At 68.1% G+C, this 17148-nt stretch carries 14 protein-coding genes and 1 other RNA gene; 12 read left to right on the forward strand and 3 right to left on the reverse strand.

Features of this window, described 5'->3' with window-relative positions; all coding sequences use genetic code 11:
• The first annotated feature begins 108 nt into the window (after positions 1 to 108).
• The 5 genes from ACFXJ8_RS31045 to ACFXJ8_RS31065 all read left to right on the forward strand — a co-directional run bounded on the left by ACFXJ8_RS31045 (position 109) and on the right by ACFXJ8_RS31065 (position 7130).
• Positions 109 to 609, forward strand: a complete 501-nt coding sequence (locus tag ACFXJ8_RS31045) for a sigma-70 family RNA polymerase sigma factor (protein WP_379647529.1) — start codon at positions 109 to 111, stop codon at positions 607 to 609.
• Positions 609 to 809, forward strand: coding sequence for a zf-HC2 domain-containing protein (locus ACFXJ8_RS31050; RefSeq protein ID WP_379647530.1), 201 nt, complete (start codon positions 609 to 611; stop codon positions 807 to 809). Before ACFXJ8_RS31045 ends, ACFXJ8_RS31050 begins: the two co-directional genes overlap by 1 nt.
• 90 nt (positions 810 to 899) lie before the next feature.
• On the forward strand, positions 900 to 1679 hold the full coding sequence (locus tag ACFXJ8_RS31055) for a tryptophan 2,3-dioxygenase (protein ID WP_379647531.1): 780 nt from the start codon (positions 900 to 902) through the stop codon (positions 1677 to 1679).
• 44 nt (positions 1680 to 1723) lie between these two features.
• Positions 1724 to 6598 carry an NAD-glutamate dehydrogenase gene (locus ACFXJ8_RS31060; protein ID WP_379647532.1) on the forward strand — a complete coding sequence of 1625 codons (4875 nt, stop codon included), beginning with the start codon at positions 1724 to 1726 and terminating at the stop codon, positions 6596 to 6598.
• Positions 6599 to 6629: 31 nt separating this feature from the next.
• Positions 6630 to 7130 (forward strand): GNAT family N-acetyltransferase, encoded by a 501-nt coding sequence (locus tag ACFXJ8_RS31065; RefSeq protein ID WP_379647533.1) that lies wholly within the window; start codon positions 6630 to 6632, stop codon positions 7128 to 7130.
• 127 nt (positions 7131 to 7257) lie between these two features.
• On the opposite strand, the gene ACFXJ8_RS31070 is transcribed toward ACFXJ8_RS31065, so the two are convergent.
• On the reverse strand, positions 7258 to 8247 hold the full coding sequence (locus ACFXJ8_RS31070; RefSeq protein WP_379647534.1) for a hypothetical protein: 990 nt from the start codon (positions 8245 to 8247) through the stop codon (positions 7258 to 7260).
• Positions 8248 to 8293: 46 nt separating this feature from the next.
• Between ACFXJ8_RS31070 and prfB the strand changes: the two genes are divergently transcribed.
• Positions 8294 to 9406, forward strand: a complete 1113-nt coding sequence (prfB, locus tag ACFXJ8_RS31075; RefSeq protein ID WP_379647535.1) for a peptide chain release factor 2 — start codon at positions 8294 to 8296, stop codon at positions 9404 to 9406.
• A gap of 263 nt (positions 9407 to 9669) precedes the next feature.
• On the opposite strand, the gene ACFXJ8_RS31080 is transcribed toward prfB, so the two are convergent.
• Entirely contained in the window at positions 9670 to 9849 is a 180-nt protein-coding gene (locus ACFXJ8_RS31080) for a hypothetical protein (RefSeq protein WP_379647536.1), read from the reverse strand.
• Positions 9850 to 10063: 214 nt separating this feature from the next.
• Between ACFXJ8_RS31080 and ftsE the strand changes: the two genes are divergently transcribed.
• The 5 genes from ftsE to ssrA all read left to right on the forward strand — a co-directional run bounded on the left by ftsE (position 10064) and on the right by ssrA (position 14718).
• Positions 10064 to 10753 carry a cell division ATP-binding protein FtsE gene (gene ftsE, locus ACFXJ8_RS31085; RefSeq protein ID WP_358137003.1) on the forward strand — a complete coding sequence of 230 codons (690 nt, stop codon included), beginning with the start codon at positions 10064 to 10066 and terminating at the stop codon, positions 10751 to 10753.
• 19 nt (positions 10754 to 10772) lie between these two features.
• A complete protein-coding gene (gene ftsX, locus ACFXJ8_RS31090; RefSeq protein WP_379647537.1) occupies positions 10773 to 11684 on the forward strand; it encodes a permease-like cell division protein FtsX in 912 nt (303 codons plus the stop codon).
• Positions 11685 to 11706: 22 nt separating this feature from the next.
• Positions 11707 to 12174, forward strand: a complete 468-nt coding sequence (gene smpB / locus ACFXJ8_RS31095) for an SsrA-binding protein SmpB (protein WP_379647538.1) — start codon at positions 11707 to 11709, stop codon at positions 12172 to 12174.
• On the forward strand, positions 12171 to 14045 hold the full coding sequence (locus tag ACFXJ8_RS31100) for a penicillin-binding transpeptidase domain-containing protein (RefSeq protein WP_379647539.1): 1875 nt from the start codon (positions 12171 to 12173) through the stop codon (positions 14043 to 14045). Before smpB ends, ACFXJ8_RS31100 begins: the two co-directional genes overlap by 4 nt.
• A 288-nt stretch (positions 14046 to 14333) precedes the next feature.
• Positions 14334 to 14718, forward strand: a transfer-messenger RNA (tmRNA) gene (gene ssrA / locus ACFXJ8_RS31105).
• A gap of 193 nt (positions 14719 to 14911) precedes the next feature.
• Here ssrA and ACFXJ8_RS31110 read toward each other — a convergent pair.
• On the reverse strand, positions 14912 to 15559 hold the full coding sequence (locus ACFXJ8_RS31110; RefSeq protein WP_379647618.1) for a TetR/AcrR family transcriptional regulator: 648 nt from the start codon (positions 15557 to 15559) through the stop codon (positions 14912 to 14914).
• Between the two features lie 304 nt (positions 15560 to 15863).
• Here ACFXJ8_RS31110 and ACFXJ8_RS31115 point away from each other — a divergent pair, with 304 nt between their 5' ends.
• Positions 15864 to 17087, forward strand: a complete 1224-nt coding sequence (locus ACFXJ8_RS31115; protein ID WP_379647540.1) for an oxygenase MpaB family protein — start codon at positions 15864 to 15866, stop codon at positions 17085 to 17087.
• The last annotated feature ends 61 nt before the right edge of the window (positions 17088 to 17148 follow it).

Consider the following 17148-nt stretch of genomic DNA (forward strand, 5'->3'; position numbering starts at 1 on the left):
GACCAGGTACGACAAGCTCGCCGTACGCTACGAGGCCACCGTCCAGATCGCCATCATCAACGACTGGCTGACCTGCTTATGAAACACGCCCTAGGTCACCTCGACGACATGGAGCACCGCATACAGGCGCTCTATGAGCAGTTCGGCGGGCCTTTGCTCCGCCACGTGCGCAAAGCCACAGGGAACGATCTGCAGTGGGCCGAGGACGTCGTACAGGAGACGATGGTCAGGGCCTGGCGGCATTCCGACCGGCTGCAGTGGGAGCCCGGCCTGGTCTGGGCGTGGCTGCTCACCGTGGCCCGCCGCATCGTGATCGACGGAAGACGCCGCAGGAGCGCCCGGCCGCACGAGGTCGAGCCCCCGGAGGCGGACACCGTCGCCGTTTCCGACGGCTGCGACCGGGCGCTGTCGGCGATCGTCGTCGCCGACGCGCTGCGCAGCCTGTCGCCGGAACACCGAGAAGTCATCGAGCAGACTTATCTCAGGGATCGTACGATTGGGGAGGCGGCGGAGATTCTGGGGATCCCGCCGGGCACGGTCAAGTCAAGGCTCTACTACGGGATCAGGGCTCTGCGGGGGCTGCTGCGGGACAAGGGGGTTGCCGGCTGATGCATCCTGAGGTGGCCGCATACGCGCTGGGCGTTCTCGACGAAGCGGATCTTCAGGCGTTCGAGCGCCACCTCGACTCGTGTGAGCAGTGCCAGACCGAGCTGAGGGAGCTGCGAGAGGTTCCCGAACTGCTCGACACCCTCAAGCTTCAGGCCTCCGCGTCAGAGGAAGACGACCCCCCGCTTCCTATGCCACGTTGACGTTCTTGGGCTTTTCGGGTGATATCGGGTACGTCCGGTCAACGAGGACCGGGCTGTCGGGGGAGGTGCCCGGTGGTGGGGACAGGAGCGATGCCTCCTGACCGGAGTTTCGGCGAGGAGGGCGCACGCCTGTCCTACGGCGGATACCTCCGGCTGCCCGCCCTGCTCGACCAGCAGGAGCCCCAGTCCTCCGTCCCCGACGAACTGCTCTTCATCACCGTCCACCAGGTCTACGAGCTGTGGTTCAAGCTGCTCCTCCACGAGCTGGAGGGCGCCAGGGCGGCGATGGTGGCCGGCGAGCTGTGGCAGGCCAGGCACCTGTTCAAGCGGGTCCACGCGGTCGAACGCGTCCTCGTCGAGCAGGTGGAGGTCCTGGAGACGATGACCCCGCAGGACTTCCTCGAGTTCCGCTCGACGCTGGCGCCCGCCAGCGGGTTCCAGTCCGTCCAGTTCCGCGAGCTGGAGTTCCTGTCGGGAGCCAAGGACCCCGGCTACCTCCAGCGGGTGCGCAACGCCGGCGAGGCCGAACTCGCCAGGCTGCGTCGCCGGCTGGCCGAACCCACGCTGTGGGATGCTTATCTCACCGCCCTCTCCCAGCGCGGCCTGGCTGTCTCCGACGCGGAGATCATGGCCTCGCTGCTGGTTGTGGCGAGGGACCGCGGGTCATACGACGATCTGTGGCAACTGGCCGAGGATCTGCTGACGCACGATGAGATGTGCGCGTTGTGGCGCATGCGTCACGTCCAGATGGTCGAACGGCAGATCGGCACCAAGTCGGGCACTGGCGGCTCGACCGGCGCGCCGTACCTCAGGGAACGTACGCGCCTGCACTACTTCCCCCTGTTGTGGGAACTAAGAGGCTGGTTGTGACCAGCATCCGATATGGCGACCCCTCACAAAGGAGTGAGAGCGACATGCCGCTCGACGAGGCCAAGGATGAGCTGCTCCAGAACGCCGCGCAGATCAGCGCGGCAGGCAGTGGCGACCACGGGAGCCCCGAGGAGGCTCTGGCCTACCTGCGCGTCTACTACCGGCACGTGGCGGCCGACGACCTGGTCGACCGCGACCCTGTCGACGTGTACGGCCCGGCGATGTCACACCGGCAGCTTGCCGAGGTGCGACCGCAGGGCAGGGCGGTGGTGCGGGCCTTCACGCCCTCCGTCGAGGAGAACGGCTGGGATCCCGGCCACTCCATCGTCGAGGTGGTCACCGACGACATGCCCTTCCTCGTCGACTCCGTCACCATGGAGCTGGCCAGACACGACATCGGCATCCACCTGGTCGTCCACCCCCAGCTGCGGGTCCGCCGCGACATGACGGGCCGCATCCTGACCCAGGGCCAGGAGGACGTCACGGGGATGATGCTGGTCGAGTCGTGGATGCACATCGAGATCGACCGGCAGGCCGACCCCGCGGTGCTCAAGCAGCTCGAGGCCGACCTGCAGCGCGTGCTGTCCGACGTGCGCTACGCGGTGGAAGACTTCCGCAAGATGCGGGCGCAGGCCGTACAGACGGCCGAGGACCTGTCGATGAACCCGCCGCCGCTGGAGCCCGCGGAGGTCGAGGACAGCATCGACCTGCTGCGCTGGCTCGCCGACGGGCACTTCACCTTCCTCGGCTACAAGGAGTACCTCCTGGAGGAGGCAGACGAGGGCACCGCGCTGCGTGCGGTGCCCGGCGCGGCGCTCGGCATCCTGCGCGCCGACAAGCCGGGATCCGCGAGCTTCTCCGCACTGCCGCCCGAGGTGCGAGCCAAGGCCCGCGAGAAGCAGCTGGTGATCACCACGAAGGCCAACTCGCGCGCCACCGTGCACCGCCCCACCTACCTCGACTACATCGGGGTCAAGATGTTCTCGCCCGGGGGCGAGGTGATCGGCGAGCGGCGCTTCCTCGGCCTGTTCACCCACGTCGCCTACAACGAGTCGATCTCCAGGATCCCCGTGCTGCGGCGCAAGCTCGCCGAGCTGCTGGAGCACGCGGGGCTGACCGCCGAGAGCCACGACGGCAAGGACCTCATCGAGATCCTCGAGACCTACCCGCGCGACGAGCTGTTCCAGACGCCGGTGGACGAGCTGCTGCCGATTGCGCTCGGCGTGCTGCGGCTGCGCGAGCGCAAGCAGGTCAAGCTGTTCCTGCGGCGCGACGACTACGGCCGCTACATCTCGTGCATGGTCTTCCTGCCGCGCGACCGCTACACCACCAAGGTCCGGCTGCGGATGCAGGAGATCCTGCTCAAGGCGCTGGGCGGCACGTCGCTCGACTACAGCGCCATGATCGGCGAGTCGGCGCTGGCCAGGCTGCACGTCGTCATCCGCGGCGAGCGCGGCAAGCCGCTGCCGCAGGTCGGGCTGGACCTCGATGAGCTGGAGGCCAGGCTCGCCGCGATCACCAGGTCGTGGGAGGACGACCTGGCCGCCGCGATCGGCGAGATGACCACCGAGGAGGAGGCGCCCCCGCTCGTCAGGCGCTACCACTCGGCCTTCCCCGAGGGGTACAAGGCCGACTACCCGCCCAAGATGGCCGTCGTCGACCTGCGCCGCCTGGAGGAGCTGGACGGCAAGCCCGACGACGAGATCGCCATCAACCTCTACGAGCCGTACGACGCGGCCGAGGGCGAGCGGCGGCTGAAGATCTACAAGCTCGGCTCGCCGGTCTCGCTGTCCCACATGCTGCCGCTCATCCAGCGGCTCGGCGTGGAGGTGGTCGACGAGCGGCCCTACGAGATCGACCGCGACAACGACCCCGCCACCAAGAACGCCTGGATCTACGACTTCGGGCTGCGCTACACCCCGTCCGAGGACGTCGACCGCAACGACTTCAAGCGGCTGTTCCAGGACGCGCTGCGCGCCCTGTGGACCGGCGTCGTGCAGGCCGACAACTTCAACGCCCTCGTCCTGACCGCCGGGCTGACCTGGGAGCAGGTCGAGATCCTGCGGGTCTACGCCAAGTACCTGCGCCAGGCGGGCAGCACGTTCAGCCAGCGCTACATGGAGCGCGTGATGGTCGGCAACGTACGGCTGTCGCGGCTGCTGGTGCGGCTGTTCGAGGCCAGGCTCGACCCCAGGCGCTCCGACGACGTGCGGGTCGACCTGGCCGAGGCGCTGCACGAGGAGATCCTCGGCGCGCTCGACGAGGTGGCCTCGCTCGACGAGGACCGGATCCTGCGGGCCTGCCTGGAGATGATCCAGGCGACCCTGCGCACCAACTACTACCAGGTCGGCGACGACGGGCGGCGCAAGCCGTACATCTCGCTGAAGCTCGACTCGCACGCGATCAGTGTGCTGCCGCTGCCGCGCCCGCGCTACGAGATCTTCGTCTACTCGCCCCGGGTGGAGGGCGTCCACCTGCGCTTCGGCAAGGTCGCCCGCGGCGGCCTGCGCTGGTCCGACCGCATGGAGGACTTCCGCACCGAGATCCTGGGCCTGGTCAAGGCACAGATGGTGAAGAACACCGTCATCGTGCCCACCGGGTCGAAGGGCGGCTTCGTCGTCAAGCGCCCGCCCACCTCGGGCAAGCGCGAAGAGGTCATGGCCGAGGGCATCGCCTGCTACCGGATGTTCATCTCCGGCCTGCTCGACGTCACCGACAACCTGGTCGACGGCAAGGTCGTGCCACCCGCCGACGTCGTACGGCACGACGGCGACGACCCCTACCTCGTCGTCGCGGCCGACAAGGGCACCGCGACCTTCTCCGACATCGCCAACAGCGTCTCCGCCGAGTACAACTTCTGGCTGGGCGACGCCTTCGCCTCCGGCGGCTCCATCGGCTACGACCACAAGGCCATGGGCATCACCGCCCGCGGCGCCTGGGAGTCGGTGAAGTACCACTTCCGCACCACCGGCGTCGACGTCCAGACCACCGACTTCACCGTGGTCGGCATCGGCGACATGTCGGGCGACGTGTTCGGCAACGGCATGCTGCTGTCGGAGCACATCCGCCTGGTCGCCGCCTTCGACCACCGCCACATCTTCATCGACCCCGACCCCGACGCCGCGGCCTCCTTCGCCGAACGGCGGCGCCTGTTCGAGCTGCCGCGCAGTTCGTGGGCCGACTACTCCGCCGAACTGATCTCGGCCGGCGGCGGCGTCTTCCCGCGCACCGCGAAGTCGATCCAGATCACACCGCAGATGCGGGAGGCGCTCGACATCCCGTCCGACGTGATGTCGATGCCGCCGAACGACCTCATCAGCGCGATCCTGCGGGCCCCCGTCGACCTGCTGTGGAACGGCGGCATCGGCACCTACGTGAAGTCCTCGGCCGAGTCGAACGCCGACGTCGGCGACAAGGCCAACGACCCGCTGCGCGTCAACGGGCACGACCTGCGCTGCAAGGTGATCGGCGAGGGCGGCAACCTGGGCCTGACCCAGCTGGCCCGCATCGAGTTCGCCCTGAACGGCGGGCTGGTCAACACCGACTTCATCGACAACTCGGCCGGTGTCGACACCTCCGACCACGAGGTCAACATCAAGATCCTGCTCGACCAGGTCGTCCGCGACGGCGAGCTGACCGACAAGCAGCGCAACCAGGTCTTCACCTCCATGACCGACGAGGTCGCCGACCTGGTGCTGCGCGACAACTACGCGCAGAACGTGGTTCTGGCCGCCGCCCACGCCCAGGCTCCCGAGATGCTCCACGTCCACGCGCGCTACCTGCGCCGCCTGGAGCGCGAGGGGCTGGTCAACAGGGAGCTGGAGTTCCTGCCGTCGGACAAGACGCTCGCCGAACGCCGCCAGGCGGGCATCGGCCTGACCGCGCCCGAGTTCTCCGTCCTGCTGGCCTACACCAAGCTGGTGGCCGACGCCGAGCTGCTGGCCACCGACCTGCCCGACGACCCCTACCTGGCCTCGTGGCTGGTGTCGTACTTCCCGTCGGCGCTGCGCGAGCGCTTCCGCGCCTACATGGACGCCCACCCGCTGCGCCGCGAGATCATCACCACCTGCGTGGTGAACGAGCTGGTCAACTCGGCGGGCACGACGTTCATGTTCCGCTTCGGCGAGGAGACCGGAGCCTCCATCCAGGACATCGTCCGCGCCTACCTGGTCACCAGGGAGGTCTTCGACCTGGCCAGCTTCCACCGGGGCGTCGAGTCGCTGGACAACGAGGTCGACACCCGCACCCAGCTGGCCATGCTCCTGGAGTCGCGCAAGCTCACCGAGCGCGGCACCCGCTGGCTGCTCGGCAACCGGCGCCCGCCGCTGGACCTCGCGGGCTCGGTGAACTTCTTCTTCAAGGACGTCAACAGCCTGCTCACCCACCTGCCGAAGCTCCTGACCGGGCCCGACCTGCTCGCCTACGAGGAGCGCAGGGACGGCTTCGTCGCCAGGGGCGTCCCGATGGAGCTGGCCGAGAGGGTCGCGGCCATGGTGCCGGCGTACTCCACCTTCGACATGGTGGAGATCGCCTCGCTGACGGGGCGTCCGGTCAACGAGGTCGCCGAGGTCTACTTCGACCTGGCCGACCGGCTGCAACTGGCCCGCCTGCGCGAACGCGTCATCGCGCTGCCGCGCGACAACCGCTGGAACTCGATGGCCCGCTCGGCCCTGCGCGACGACCTGTACGCCGCGCACGCCTCCCTCACCCAAGACGTCCTGGCGCACAGCACGCCGGGATCCTCGCCCGAGGAGCGGCTGGACAGGTGGACCGAGGCGAACGAGGCGGCGGTCGCCCGGGCCAGGCAGACGCTGTCGGAGATCTGGGAGAGCGACAACTTCGACCTGGCGACGCTGTCGGTGGCGCTGCGGGCGATCCGCACGCTGGTGGCCAGCAGCAGCCTGCCGCCCCACGAGTGACGGCACGGGTGGCCTCGGTAGCCTGGCGTCCGTGAACCACCTGTTGATGACCGAGCGGCTGGTCCTGCGCCCCGTGACCGCGCAGGACCACGCCGGGCTGCTCGCCCACTGGACCGGGGCGGACGTGCGCCGGTTCCTGTTCGACGGGGAGATTCTCTCCGCTGAGGAGGTCACCGGGATCATCGAGGACAGCACGCTGAGCTTCGCCGCTGCGGGGCACGGTCTGTGGCTGATCAGGGAGAAGGACAGCAGCGACCTGGTCGGTACGGCGGGGCTGCGGCCGCTGGACGACCTCGGTCTCGAGGTCTTCTACAGCCTGGCGCCCGCCGCGTGGGGCAAGGGCTACGCCACCGAGGCCGCCAGGGCCGTGGTCGAGCACGCACTCGGGCCGCTCGGGCTGCCCGAGGTGCTGGCCGAGGTCGACGAGGGCAACGCCGCCTCGGTCGCGGTCGTCGAACGGCTCGGCATGACCGCGTTCGAGTCGGTGCCCGGCCTGCTCGGCCCGATGACCCGCTACCGCAGGGTGCGCTGATCGTCGCGCCTGTCGGTGTGCCTGGGCAGCGCCGCTCGCAGTAGCTCCCAGGCACCTCGGAACCCCCGCGTCTTCCAGAACCTGGGGACTCCTCGACCACCTCGACGCGTGACGCGGCCCGACGGGGTCAGGTGCCGTTGGCCCTGGTGATCGCGCCGTCGTAGCCGATCACCCTGGCGGCGGCCGCGGGCGGGAGCGCGGCGATGTACTGCTGGGTCTCGTAGACCTTCGTGGTCTGGCTGTAGTTGTCGCGCGCCAGCGCCCACCGCCCCGACGGCGGGATGGGCAGGAACGGGTTGACGAACACGACGTTGGTCATCGACGTGGTCCGCAGCAGGGAGTACTGGACCAGCGCGCCGCCGTCGACGGTCCGCAGCGCGTAGACAGGGTAGTCGGCGGGAGTGAAGATCGAGTCGTAGCGGAACCCGTCGGTCTTGGCCTCGGTCCTGTTGTCGGCGATCGTCGCGGCCGTCTCCGTCGTGTAGGCCCCGGGGGCGACGAGGTTGGCCGCGATGCCCGTCGGCCCGCGCTCGGCGATGGTGGCGTGTAGCGGCGCGACGTAGCGCGGGCTGATCTGGACGCTCTTGTCGTCGAGGCCCACGACCTCCGCGTAGCCCGCCGCGTCGCGCTTGACCTCGGGCAGTTTCGCCCAGGGAAGCAGCAGGGAGAGCGAGCTCAGCCGCCAGTCGGTGCCCTTGACGAAGGTGAGGACGGCGGTGCGGTCGTCGCGCGGGACGACGGCGGTGAACCACAGCAGCTCGTTGGCATCCAGCCTGGGTACGAGGAAGGACGGGGTGCCCCAGGTGTGGCGGGCGGGACGGTCGCGGGTGGAGGCGTACTCGGCGTTGACCAGATCGACGCGGCCGTCGCGGGTGATCTCCCTGGCCATGCGCCGGTCGCCGGCGTCGCGCAGCAGGTCGTCGGTGAGGACGTACTCGGAGAAGGCGTTGGCCGCCTCGCTCAGCGACACCCCGGGAGCGGAGGTGGGCGTGGGAGCGGCGGCGGCGGTCGCGGCCGCGAGAGAGGGCCGCGGGTCGCCCGAGGCGGAGCAGGCCGTCACCGCGGCAAGCACACCGGCGGCCACCGCCGCCCATCCCCGCCGCCCGTATGCACGCACCTGGCCATGTTATGGGGTGCGCGCAGGTCGCGTACCCTTGGTAGACGTGGCAGACATCGATCCGGCAGAAGAGATCAACGCGCTCGCGGGAACGCTGCGAAGCATCCAGGACGTTCTCGACCTCGACTCCATGCGCAAGCAGATCGAGGAGCTGGAGGAGCAGGTCGCCGCACCCGATCTGTGGAATGACCCTGAGCAGGCCCAGAAGGTCACCAGCAAGCTGTCCCACCTGCAGGGCGAGCTCAACCGCGTCGAGGCGCTCGGCCGCAGGATCGACGACCTGACCGTCCTGTTCGAGCTGGCCGCCGAGGAGGACGACGCCGACACCAGGGCGGAGGCCGACAAGGAGCTGGCCACGCTGCGCTCCGACATCGGCGCGATGGAGGTCCGCACGCTGCTGTCGGGTGAGTACGACGCGCGTGAGGCCCTGGTGACCATCAACTCCCAGGCCGGCGGCGTCGACGCGGCCGACTGGGCGGAGATGCTGCTGCGCATGTATCTGCGGTGGGCCGAGCGCAAGGGCTACGGCACGGAGGTCTACGACACCTCCTACGCCGAAGAGGCGGGCATCAAGTCGGCGACGTTCACCGTCAAGTCGCCCTACGCCTACGGCACGCTGCGCGGCGAGCACGGCACCCACCGGCTGGTGCGCATCAGCCCCTTCGACAACCAGGGCCGCCGCCAGACCTCGTTCGCGGGCGTCGACATCGTGCCCGTCGTCGAGCAGACCGACCACATCGACATCAACGAGGACGACCTGCGCGTCGACGTCTACCGCTCCAGCGGTCCCGGCGGCCAGGGCGTCAACACCACCGACTCGGCGGTGCGCATCACCCACATCCCGACGGGGATCGTGGTCTCCTGCCAGAACGAGCGCTCCCAGCTGCAGAACCGCGCCTCGGCGATGAACGTCCTGCAGGCCAAGCTGCTGGAGCGCAAGCGGCAGGAGGAGGCGGAGAAGATGTCGGAGCTGCGCGGCGCCTCGACGACCTCGTGGGGCACCCAGATCCGCAACTACGTGCTGCACCCGTACCAGATCGTGAAGGACCTGCGCACGGGCCACGAGGCGGGCAACCCCACGGCGGTGCTCGACGGCGACCTCGACGACTTCATCGAGAGCGAGATCCGCTGGATGCGCCGCCAGGAGAGCGCGGAGTAGCTCTCTCTTTTCCGTACGGCACACGAGATTCTGTACGGCACGCACGGGAAGGCGCCCCCGTGGTCACCGGCGGGCGCCCGTCCAAGGGACGCTCCCCGGGCGGTGCCGCTTGCCCGCCGTCACGGACTGCCGTGATGGGGCGACCTGCCTTGATGGGGCGACGTAACGGACGTCAGCCGGAGTCCCGCTGGAGCACGCGTGATGGACGGGCGGTCACCGGTGACCACGGTGGCCTGGGCCCGGCTTGCCGTACGGACGAAGAATCAACCGACCAGGTGCTGGAGCGCGAGCGCGAGGAACAGCAGTGTCAGCAGGGCGATGAGGATCAGCGTCGGCGAGATCCCGTGCTGGTGCATCCGCTCACGGTTGGCGCGGCACAGGGCGCATCGACCCTCGATGACCGGGTGGGCGCACTGGGCGCAGACGAGGCGTTCGCAACTCATGTCACCATCCACTCTAGACGGTTCTCAGGCAACAGAATCGTTTTGTTTCCGTTATGGACGTTCCATGCCAGTCTTCCCCCTAGACTGTCCTGCAGCCAAGCGGAACGTCGATCATCAGTAAAGATGGGCGTCCCCGCTGGCGGGCGGTGGGAAGTGGGCATGTGCCACCCTCATTTCCGTCCCGGCCCCTAGACTGGCACGTCGTGATGCGCTCGTGATCCATTTCGATAATGTCACCAAGGTCTACGCGAACCAGAACAGGCCCGCTCTCGACCACGTGTCTGTAGACGTGGACAAGGGCGAGTTCGTGTTCCTCGTCGGTCCCTCGGGATCCGGGAAGTCCACCTTCCTGCGGCTGGTCCTCAAGGAGGAGAAGCCCAACTCCGGCGCGATCCATGTCGCCGGCAAGGATCTCGCGAGGCTGTCCAACTTCAAGGTGCCGCACCTGCGCCGCCGTATCGGCTGCGTCTTCCAGGACTTCCGGCTGCTCCCGAACAAGAACGTCTACGAGAACGTGGCGTTCGCGCTCGAGGTCATCGGTAAGCCGAGACGCTTCATCCGCAAGGTGGTGCCCGAGGTCATCGAGCTGGTCGGTCTTGAGGGCAAGGCCCACCGCATGCCAGACGAGCTGTCCGGCGGCGAGCAGCAGCGAGTGGCGATGGCGCGCGCGTTCGTCAACCGGCCTATGATCCTGCTGGCCGACGAGCCGACGGGAAACATCGACCCCGCCACGAGCATCGGCATCATGAAGGTGCTCGACCGGATCAACAGAACCGGCACCACTGTCGTCATGGCGACGCACGACGCCGCCATCGTCGACTCCATGCGCAAGCGGGTCGTGGAGCTGGAGGACGGCAAGATCGTCCGCGACCAGTCGCGTGGCGTCTACGGCCAGGCGTACTGACAGGAGTTATAGGCAGAACATGCGGGCGAACTTCATCCTCTCCGAGGTCTGGATCGGCCTCCGTCGCAACCTGACGATGACGATCGCGGTGGTCGTCACCGTGGCTGTCGCCATGGCCTTGCTGGGCGTCGGGTTGATGATCAACGCCCAGGTCAGCCTGATGAAGACCTACTGGTCCGACAAGGTCGAGATCTCGGTCTACCTGTGCAAGAAGGACTCTCCCTTCCCCTCGTGCAAGGCGTCGCCGAAGGGGGTCACGGAGACCGAGCGTGCGCAGCTGGACGCGCAGCTGAAGGCGCTGCCCAATGTCGAGAACGTTGACTTCGAGGACCAGAAGATGGCCTTCGACAACTTCAAGAAGACGCAGTCGAGCAGCTCGATCCTGGCGCAGGTCGTCGACGTCAACGACATGCCCGAGTCGTTCCGGGTGAAGCTGAAGGACCCCGAGCAGTACCAGCCGGTGATCGCAGCCGCCAAGCAGATGAAGGGCATCTCGACGGTCATCGACCAACGGGCCCAGCTCGAGAGCTTCTTCGGGATGCTGGAGAAACTCCGCTACGCCGCGCTGGCCGTGGCGCTGATCCTGGTGCTCGCGGCGATCCTGCTGATCGGCAACACGGTGCGGCTCTCGGCGTTCAACCGGCGCAGGGAGACGGGCATCATGCGCCTGGTCGGCGCGTCCAACCTCTACATCCAGCTGCCGTTCGTGATGGAAGGCATGATCGCGGGCCTGATCGGCGGTGTGATGGCGGCCGTCATGCTGATCGTGGCCAAGGTGTTCCTGTTCGAGGGGACGACCTCGGCCTTCGCCGCCAACAGCCAGCTCGGCTGGGACTCGGTGGCCCAGGTCATCACGCTCACGATGGTCATCGGCGTGGTGATCTGTGTCCTCGCGTCCTTTGCGACGCTTCGCCGTTACCTGAGGGTCTGACGAACCCGGGTAAGGTCGAAGCATGCCACGTGAGACCGGGCGCAAGCTCGTCGCCCAGAACAAGCGTGCCCGCCACGACTACCTCGTCGAGGACACCTTCGAGGCGGGCCTGGTGCTGCAGGGCACCGAGGTCAAGTCGCTGCGCGCGGGCAAGGCGTCGCTCGTCGACGGCTACGCCTCCATCGACGACGGCGAGGCGTGGCTGCTCAACGTTCACATCCCCGAGTACTCCCAGGGGACGTGGACCAACCACGCCGCCCGCCGTAAGCGCAAGCTGCTGCTCAACCGCAAGGAGATCGACAAGCTCGCCGCCAAGGTCAAGGAGGGCGGGCTGACGATCGTGCCGCTGTCGCTCTACTTCAAGGACGGCAGGGCCAAGATCGAGATCGGGCTCGCGCGCGGCAAGAAGGACTGGGACAAGCGCCAGTCGTTGAAGGAACAGCAGGACAAGCGGGAGATGGCTCGAGCCGTCCGCCAGCGCAACCGATGAGACCCCACGTTCGCAGAGTCCTGTCGGCGGCCGTCATGATGACGGTCGCCGGCACGACGCTGACCGGGTGCTTCGAGGAGCCTTCCGCGCACGAGGCCGTGCGCGACTTCCTCGTCGGCTGGCAGTCGGGCGACTACGCGCTGGCGGCCGGCCGTACCGACGGTGATCCGAAGGCGGTCGCCAAGGCGCTGGAGGACGCCCGCGTCCACCTCGACGCGGCGTCCTTCCGCTTCAAGATCAAGAGCATGGCGCAGAACGGCGCCGAGTCCACGGCCGACTTCGCGGCCGAGGTCGACCTCGGCGAGAACAACTCGCTGTGGGAGTACACCAGCAGACTGCCGCTGCACCTGGTCGACGGCGTGTGGAAGGTGCGCTGGTCGCCCAGCGTCATCCACCCGCAGCTGCACGAGGGCCAGCGGTTCGCGGTGGAGGCCAAGCAGGAGCCGCGCCGTTCGGTGCTCGACCGCACGGGCGAGCCGCTGCAGGAGGACGCCACGCTCTATGTCGCGGGGGTGACCCCCGTGACGCTCGGCGACCAGGCCGAGGAGGCGGTCGAGCAGCTCGCCAAGCTCACCGGCTTCGCCCAGGACCGGCTGCTCAGCCGCGTCAGGTCGGCGCCGCCCAGCACGTTCGTGCCGCTGGTCACCTTCGGCCGGCTGAAGTTCGGCCAGCTCAAGTCCAAGCTCGAGGCCATTCCCGGCGTCACGATCCAGGAGCAGCAGCAGCCCGTCGCGCCGGCGGCGCCCGAGCAGATCGTGGGCACCGTCAGCGCCCTGACCGCCGAGACCGAGCAGAAGCTGGGCGGTCCCCAGCGCGCGGGCGACTCCGTGGGCCTGACCGGGCTGCAGAAGGCCTACCAGGACTACCTGACCGGCTCCATGCAGACCTCGGTGGTCACGCTCGACCTCAAGACCGGCGAGCAGGTCGCCGAGCTGAAGGAGTGGCCGGGACGGCCGAACGAGCCCGTCGAGACCACGATCGACAGCACGATCCAGGGGGCCGCCGAGGCGGCGCTCGCCGGCACCAGGTCGGCGGCCCTGGTGGCGGTCAAGGCGTCCACGGGAGAGGTGCTCGCGGTGAGCGCCTCCGACAACCTCAACGAGGAGAAGGACGCGCTGGCGGGCAAGTACCCCGCCGGCACCGCCTTCTCGATCATCGCGGCCCAGGCGTTGCTGAGGAAGAACGTCAAGCCGAGCCAGCGGCTGGCCTGTCCCGCCGAGCGGTCCGTCGGCGGGGCCAGGTTCGAGCAGGCGGGGCTGACCGCGACCACCACGCAGAGCTTCCAGTCCAGCTTCGCCAAGAGCTGCGTCACCGCGCTCACCTCGCTGGCCCGCAGGATCACCGGCGACGAGCTGACCAGGGCCGCGGGCGACTTCGGTCTCGGCAAGGCGTGGAAGCTGCCGTTGAAGTCGTTCAGCGGCAAGATCGCCAAGCTCGACTCCGACGCCGACAAGGCCAGGGCCATCGCGGGGCAGAACGTCGAGGTGAGCCCGCTGACGATGGCGCTGGTCGCAGGGGCCGTCGCCAAGGGCACCTGGCGGCCGCCGCTGCTGGTCGTCAAGCCGGCCACGCCCGACCCCACCGCCGAGGTGCTGCCGGCCATGCCGCCCGCTCCCGTGCAGCTCGACGCCAAGACGCTGCCGGCGCTGCAGGCGATGATGCGCGCGGGTGTCACCTCGGGTACGGCGGCCGCGGCGGCCACGGGCGGCGAGCCGGTCTCGGGCATCACCGCTCCGGTGACCGGCAAGAGCAGGAAGCAGGCGTGGTTCGTGGGATGGCAGGGCGACGTGGCCGTGGCCGTACTCGCCGAGGACACCGACCCCGCGGCCTACGCGGGCCGCTTCTTCTCCGCGCTTCGCAACCCTGCGTGAAATAGTTCTCACGCTGAGCAACCATCGGCGGGTGGTGCTGCGTCTTCCAGAGTGACCAGACCCGATCGGGGGGTTGCGGATCTGGTCGTCGCGATGAGTCAGGACTTCATCTCGGGGGAAGTCCTGCCGTCCTGACCGGCACGACCCTGCCGGTCGCGCCCCCGGGGGCGTTGACGCATCTGTGCGCGCCTCCGGGGGTCAGCCCCGGGAATTGGGTTGGCGTTCCCCGTGTTGTGAGATGTATCTTCATGTTGCGCGGTCGTTCGCGGCCGTGTTGACAACTGCACAGGGGGTGATCGGTTTCGACTTTGACCTTGCAAGTCAGGTGAAGCGGGCCGAGGACTGCGGACATAACCTCGTTAATCCTGTGACCGCAAACAACAAGTGCCAACTCTAAGCGCACTGAGGTCAGCCAGGGTTCCCTGGCTCTCGCTGCCTAAGTAGCGAAACCTCTGTCAGCCCGAGCATGCCTTCGGCCCGGGATCTGGCATCGTTAGAAGGCTCAACCGCTCGACCCGGCCACGGGGGAGAGCGGGAAACCAAACAGTGGCTGAGCCTGTCGGCGACACGCCTGCGTGAGCGCCGGGGCTGAGAAAGCGTTAAGCAGGCTGCGCCCGGAGAAGCCCTGCCTTGGGGTTGAAGGACGCGGGTTCGATTCCCGCCACCTCCACCATGTGGGTGTTACTCGAACACGGCTCATCCAGGGCCTTGGCGAGTAGCGCTGTAGCGGCGGTGTCCTTGTGGACACCGCCGCTTCTGTCTTTTCTGTGGACGTACAGGAGTGGTCGGCAGGTCGATCACGGTGTCCCCTGAGGCGAGCTGGCGGTTCGTACGGCGGCCTCGGGAGCCTGGCGCGAGGCAGAGGATCAGGCGGGTGGCTCCAGCATGGGCACGAGGAATCGCCGGGCCACCGCGGCCAGTTGCTCGTCGTCATCCAGGTCGATGATGGCGCTGGGGATCGCCAGGAAAGAGGCGGAGATCCGCACCATCATCTCGGCCACGAGGTCGACGTCCAGGCTGCCCGACACGTTGCCCGCGCGTTGCTCGCGGCGAAGCTGGCCGGCGACGAACTGCCGCACGGTGGCGAGGGTTTGGCCCCCGTCGGCCGTCATGGAGGGGACTAGCAGGTCCGGTTCCGTGGCGATGAGTCCGCCGATCAGTGGGTTGCCGCGGATTGCCCGCAATGAGCTCACGAAGCCCAGAACCACCCTGTCAGCAGCGGTGTCGGCTTGTTCTATGTCGATGAGGAACTGGTCGAAGTAACGGCGGAACTCCCGGCGAACCACGTGTTCGACCAGCGTGTCCTTGGTGTCGAACCGCCGGTAGACCGTGATCCGCGACACCTTCGCCAGCCGGGCGACGTCCTCCATGGTGGAGCGCCTGATACCCAACCGGCAGAACTGCTCGTACGCCGCGTCAAGGATGCGCGTCCGTAGCCCGTCGATGTCGTCAACACGTTCGACGGCATCGAAGTAGGCGCGCTCCAGCAACGACTCCGAGTCCGACGGTGCCATGAATCCGGACAACACAGATTCCACGATCACCTCCTGTAGGGATTCTGCCTCAAACGCGGTCTTGTGATGCTCGTCACGCCGTGGTCTGATGATGATACACAGACGCATGATCTGTTTCTCAGTATCACCCACTTCTCAGCCTCGGGCGAGAAGGAGGAAACGGCATGGGAGAACTCAGCAGGCGGGCGCGGGTCGCCGAGATGCGGATCCCGTGGCGCGTACATGCGCTTCCTGCTCGGCCGACCAAGACTTCGCAACCAACCGCATGCCCTGAGTGGGACCCCACCTCGAAGGAGTGCAGAGCATGGCAGAGTTGAGCAGGCGCGAGATACTGATCTCGGGCACCGCCCTGGGAGCGCTCGGCGCGTTAGGGATGGCCTCCCCGGCCCAGGCGGACCCCCTGTCCGGCGACTGGACCTGGCCGGCCAGCGGTTCGGTCGCGGGTTCCGGCAGCGGCGCCGACCCCCGATGGGTGTGGGACGACGTGGCCGATCCGCTCCTCGCCTCACTGTTCGACCGCGGTGTCATCCCCGAGGTCAACCGGCTGCTGTACGACTGGAACCGCAACGACCAGCCCCTGCCCGCGGGACTGCCGGAGGATCTGCGGGCCTTCATCGAGCAGGCGCGTCAGCTGCCGTCGTGGGCCGACCCCGCCAAGCTGGACGCCGGGGCGCGGTTCCACGCGCTCAAGGGGAACTACATCGTCGTCCTCACCATTGTCGGCGCCGGGATGCTGGCCACCGCCATCCCCAAGGAGGCCCGCGCGGTCTACTACTCCGCGGGCGGTGCGGATCTGAAAGACCGGATCGCCAAGACCAACATCCTGGCGTACGCGGTCAGACCCCAGAACGCCTGGGGTGCCGGCGGCACGGCCGTGGTCGAGGCTGTGAAGACCCGGCTGGTGCACGCGGCGGTGCGGCACCTGCTGAAGTCGTCTCCCCACTGGTCCGGCCCCATCCCGATCAGCCAGGAGGACATGCTCGTCACGTGGCATACCCTGGCGACCTACTCCATGCGCGGGATGCGGGAGTGGAAGGTGCGCATCTCCTCCACCGAGGCCGCGGGGTACCTGCACTCGGTGCAGGTGATGGGGCACATGCTCGGCATCAGGGACGAGTTCCTCCCCGCCACCTGGGACTCCTCCTACGCCCAGTCGGACCTGGTCCTGCCCAGGAACATGGGGCCGACCCCGGAGGGGGTGGAACTGAACGGCATCCTGCGGGACATGCTCGCGGAGCTGACCAGCCCCGGCGGCATCGACAAGCCTCTCGTCAACGCGTTCGCCAGGTACCTCACCGGTAACCAGGTGGCCGACTGGAACGGCATCCGACGCGAGCCGCTGTGGGACCCGGTGGTCAAGACCGCTTGGCCGCTGCTGGTGCGGTTCCGGGAGGGTCTGATCGGGCTGCCGCTGGTGCCCGCCGCCGCCTGGGTCCTCGACGAAATGGTCAAGAAGTGGACCACGTACTACCTCACCAAGGGGGCGCAAACCAAGATCGTGATTCCGACCGGCAACCGGCCCGGCTGACCATGCGCGCCTTCGGCGTGTGACCTGCACACCTGCTCTCGGCCTTTCCGTCAATCTAGTA

Source organism: Nonomuraea sp. NPDC059194 (genome assembly GCF_042754765.1).
In the GTDB taxonomy this organism is placed as follows: Bacteria; Actinomycetota; Actinomycetes; order Streptosporangiales; family Streptosporangiaceae; genus Nonomuraea.

Coding starts and splice junctions, on each gene's coding strand:
- ACFXJ8_RS31045 (WP_379647529.1), top strand. CDS start 109: ATGGAGCACCGCATACAGGCGCTCTATGAGCAGTTCGGCGGGCCTTTG.
- ACFXJ8_RS31050 (WP_379647530.1), top strand. CDS start 609: ATGCATCCTGAGGTGGCCGCATACGCGCTGGGCGTTCTCGACGAAGCG.
- ACFXJ8_RS31055 (WP_379647531.1), top strand. CDS start 900: ATGCCTCCTGACCGGAGTTTCGGCGAGGAGGGCGCACGCCTGTCCTAC.
- ACFXJ8_RS31060 (WP_379647532.1), top strand. CDS start 1,724: ATGCCGCTCGACGAGGCCAAGGATGAGCTGCTCCAGAACGCCGCGCAG.
- ACFXJ8_RS31080 (WP_379647536.1), bottom strand. CDS start 9,849: ATGAGTTGCGAACGCCTCGTCTGCGCCCAGTGCGCCCACCCGGTCATC.
- ftsX (WP_379647537.1), top strand. CDS start 10,773: ATGCGGGCGAACTTCATCCTCTCCGAGGTCTGGATCGGCCTCCGTCGC.
- smpB (WP_379647538.1), top strand. CDS start 11,707: ATGCCACGTGAGACCGGGCGCAAGCTCGTCGCCCAGAACAAGCGTGCC.
- ACFXJ8_RS31100 (WP_379647539.1), top strand. CDS start 12,171: ATGAGACCCCACGTTCGCAGAGTCCTGTCGGCGGCCGTCATGATGACG.
- ACFXJ8_RS31110 (WP_379647618.1), bottom strand. CDS start 15,559: ATGGCACCGTCGGACTCGGAGTCGTTGCTGGAGCGCGCCTACTTCGAT.
- ACFXJ8_RS31115 (WP_379647540.1), top strand. CDS start 15,864: ATGGCAGAGTTGAGCAGGCGCGAGATACTGATCTCGGGCACCGCCCTG.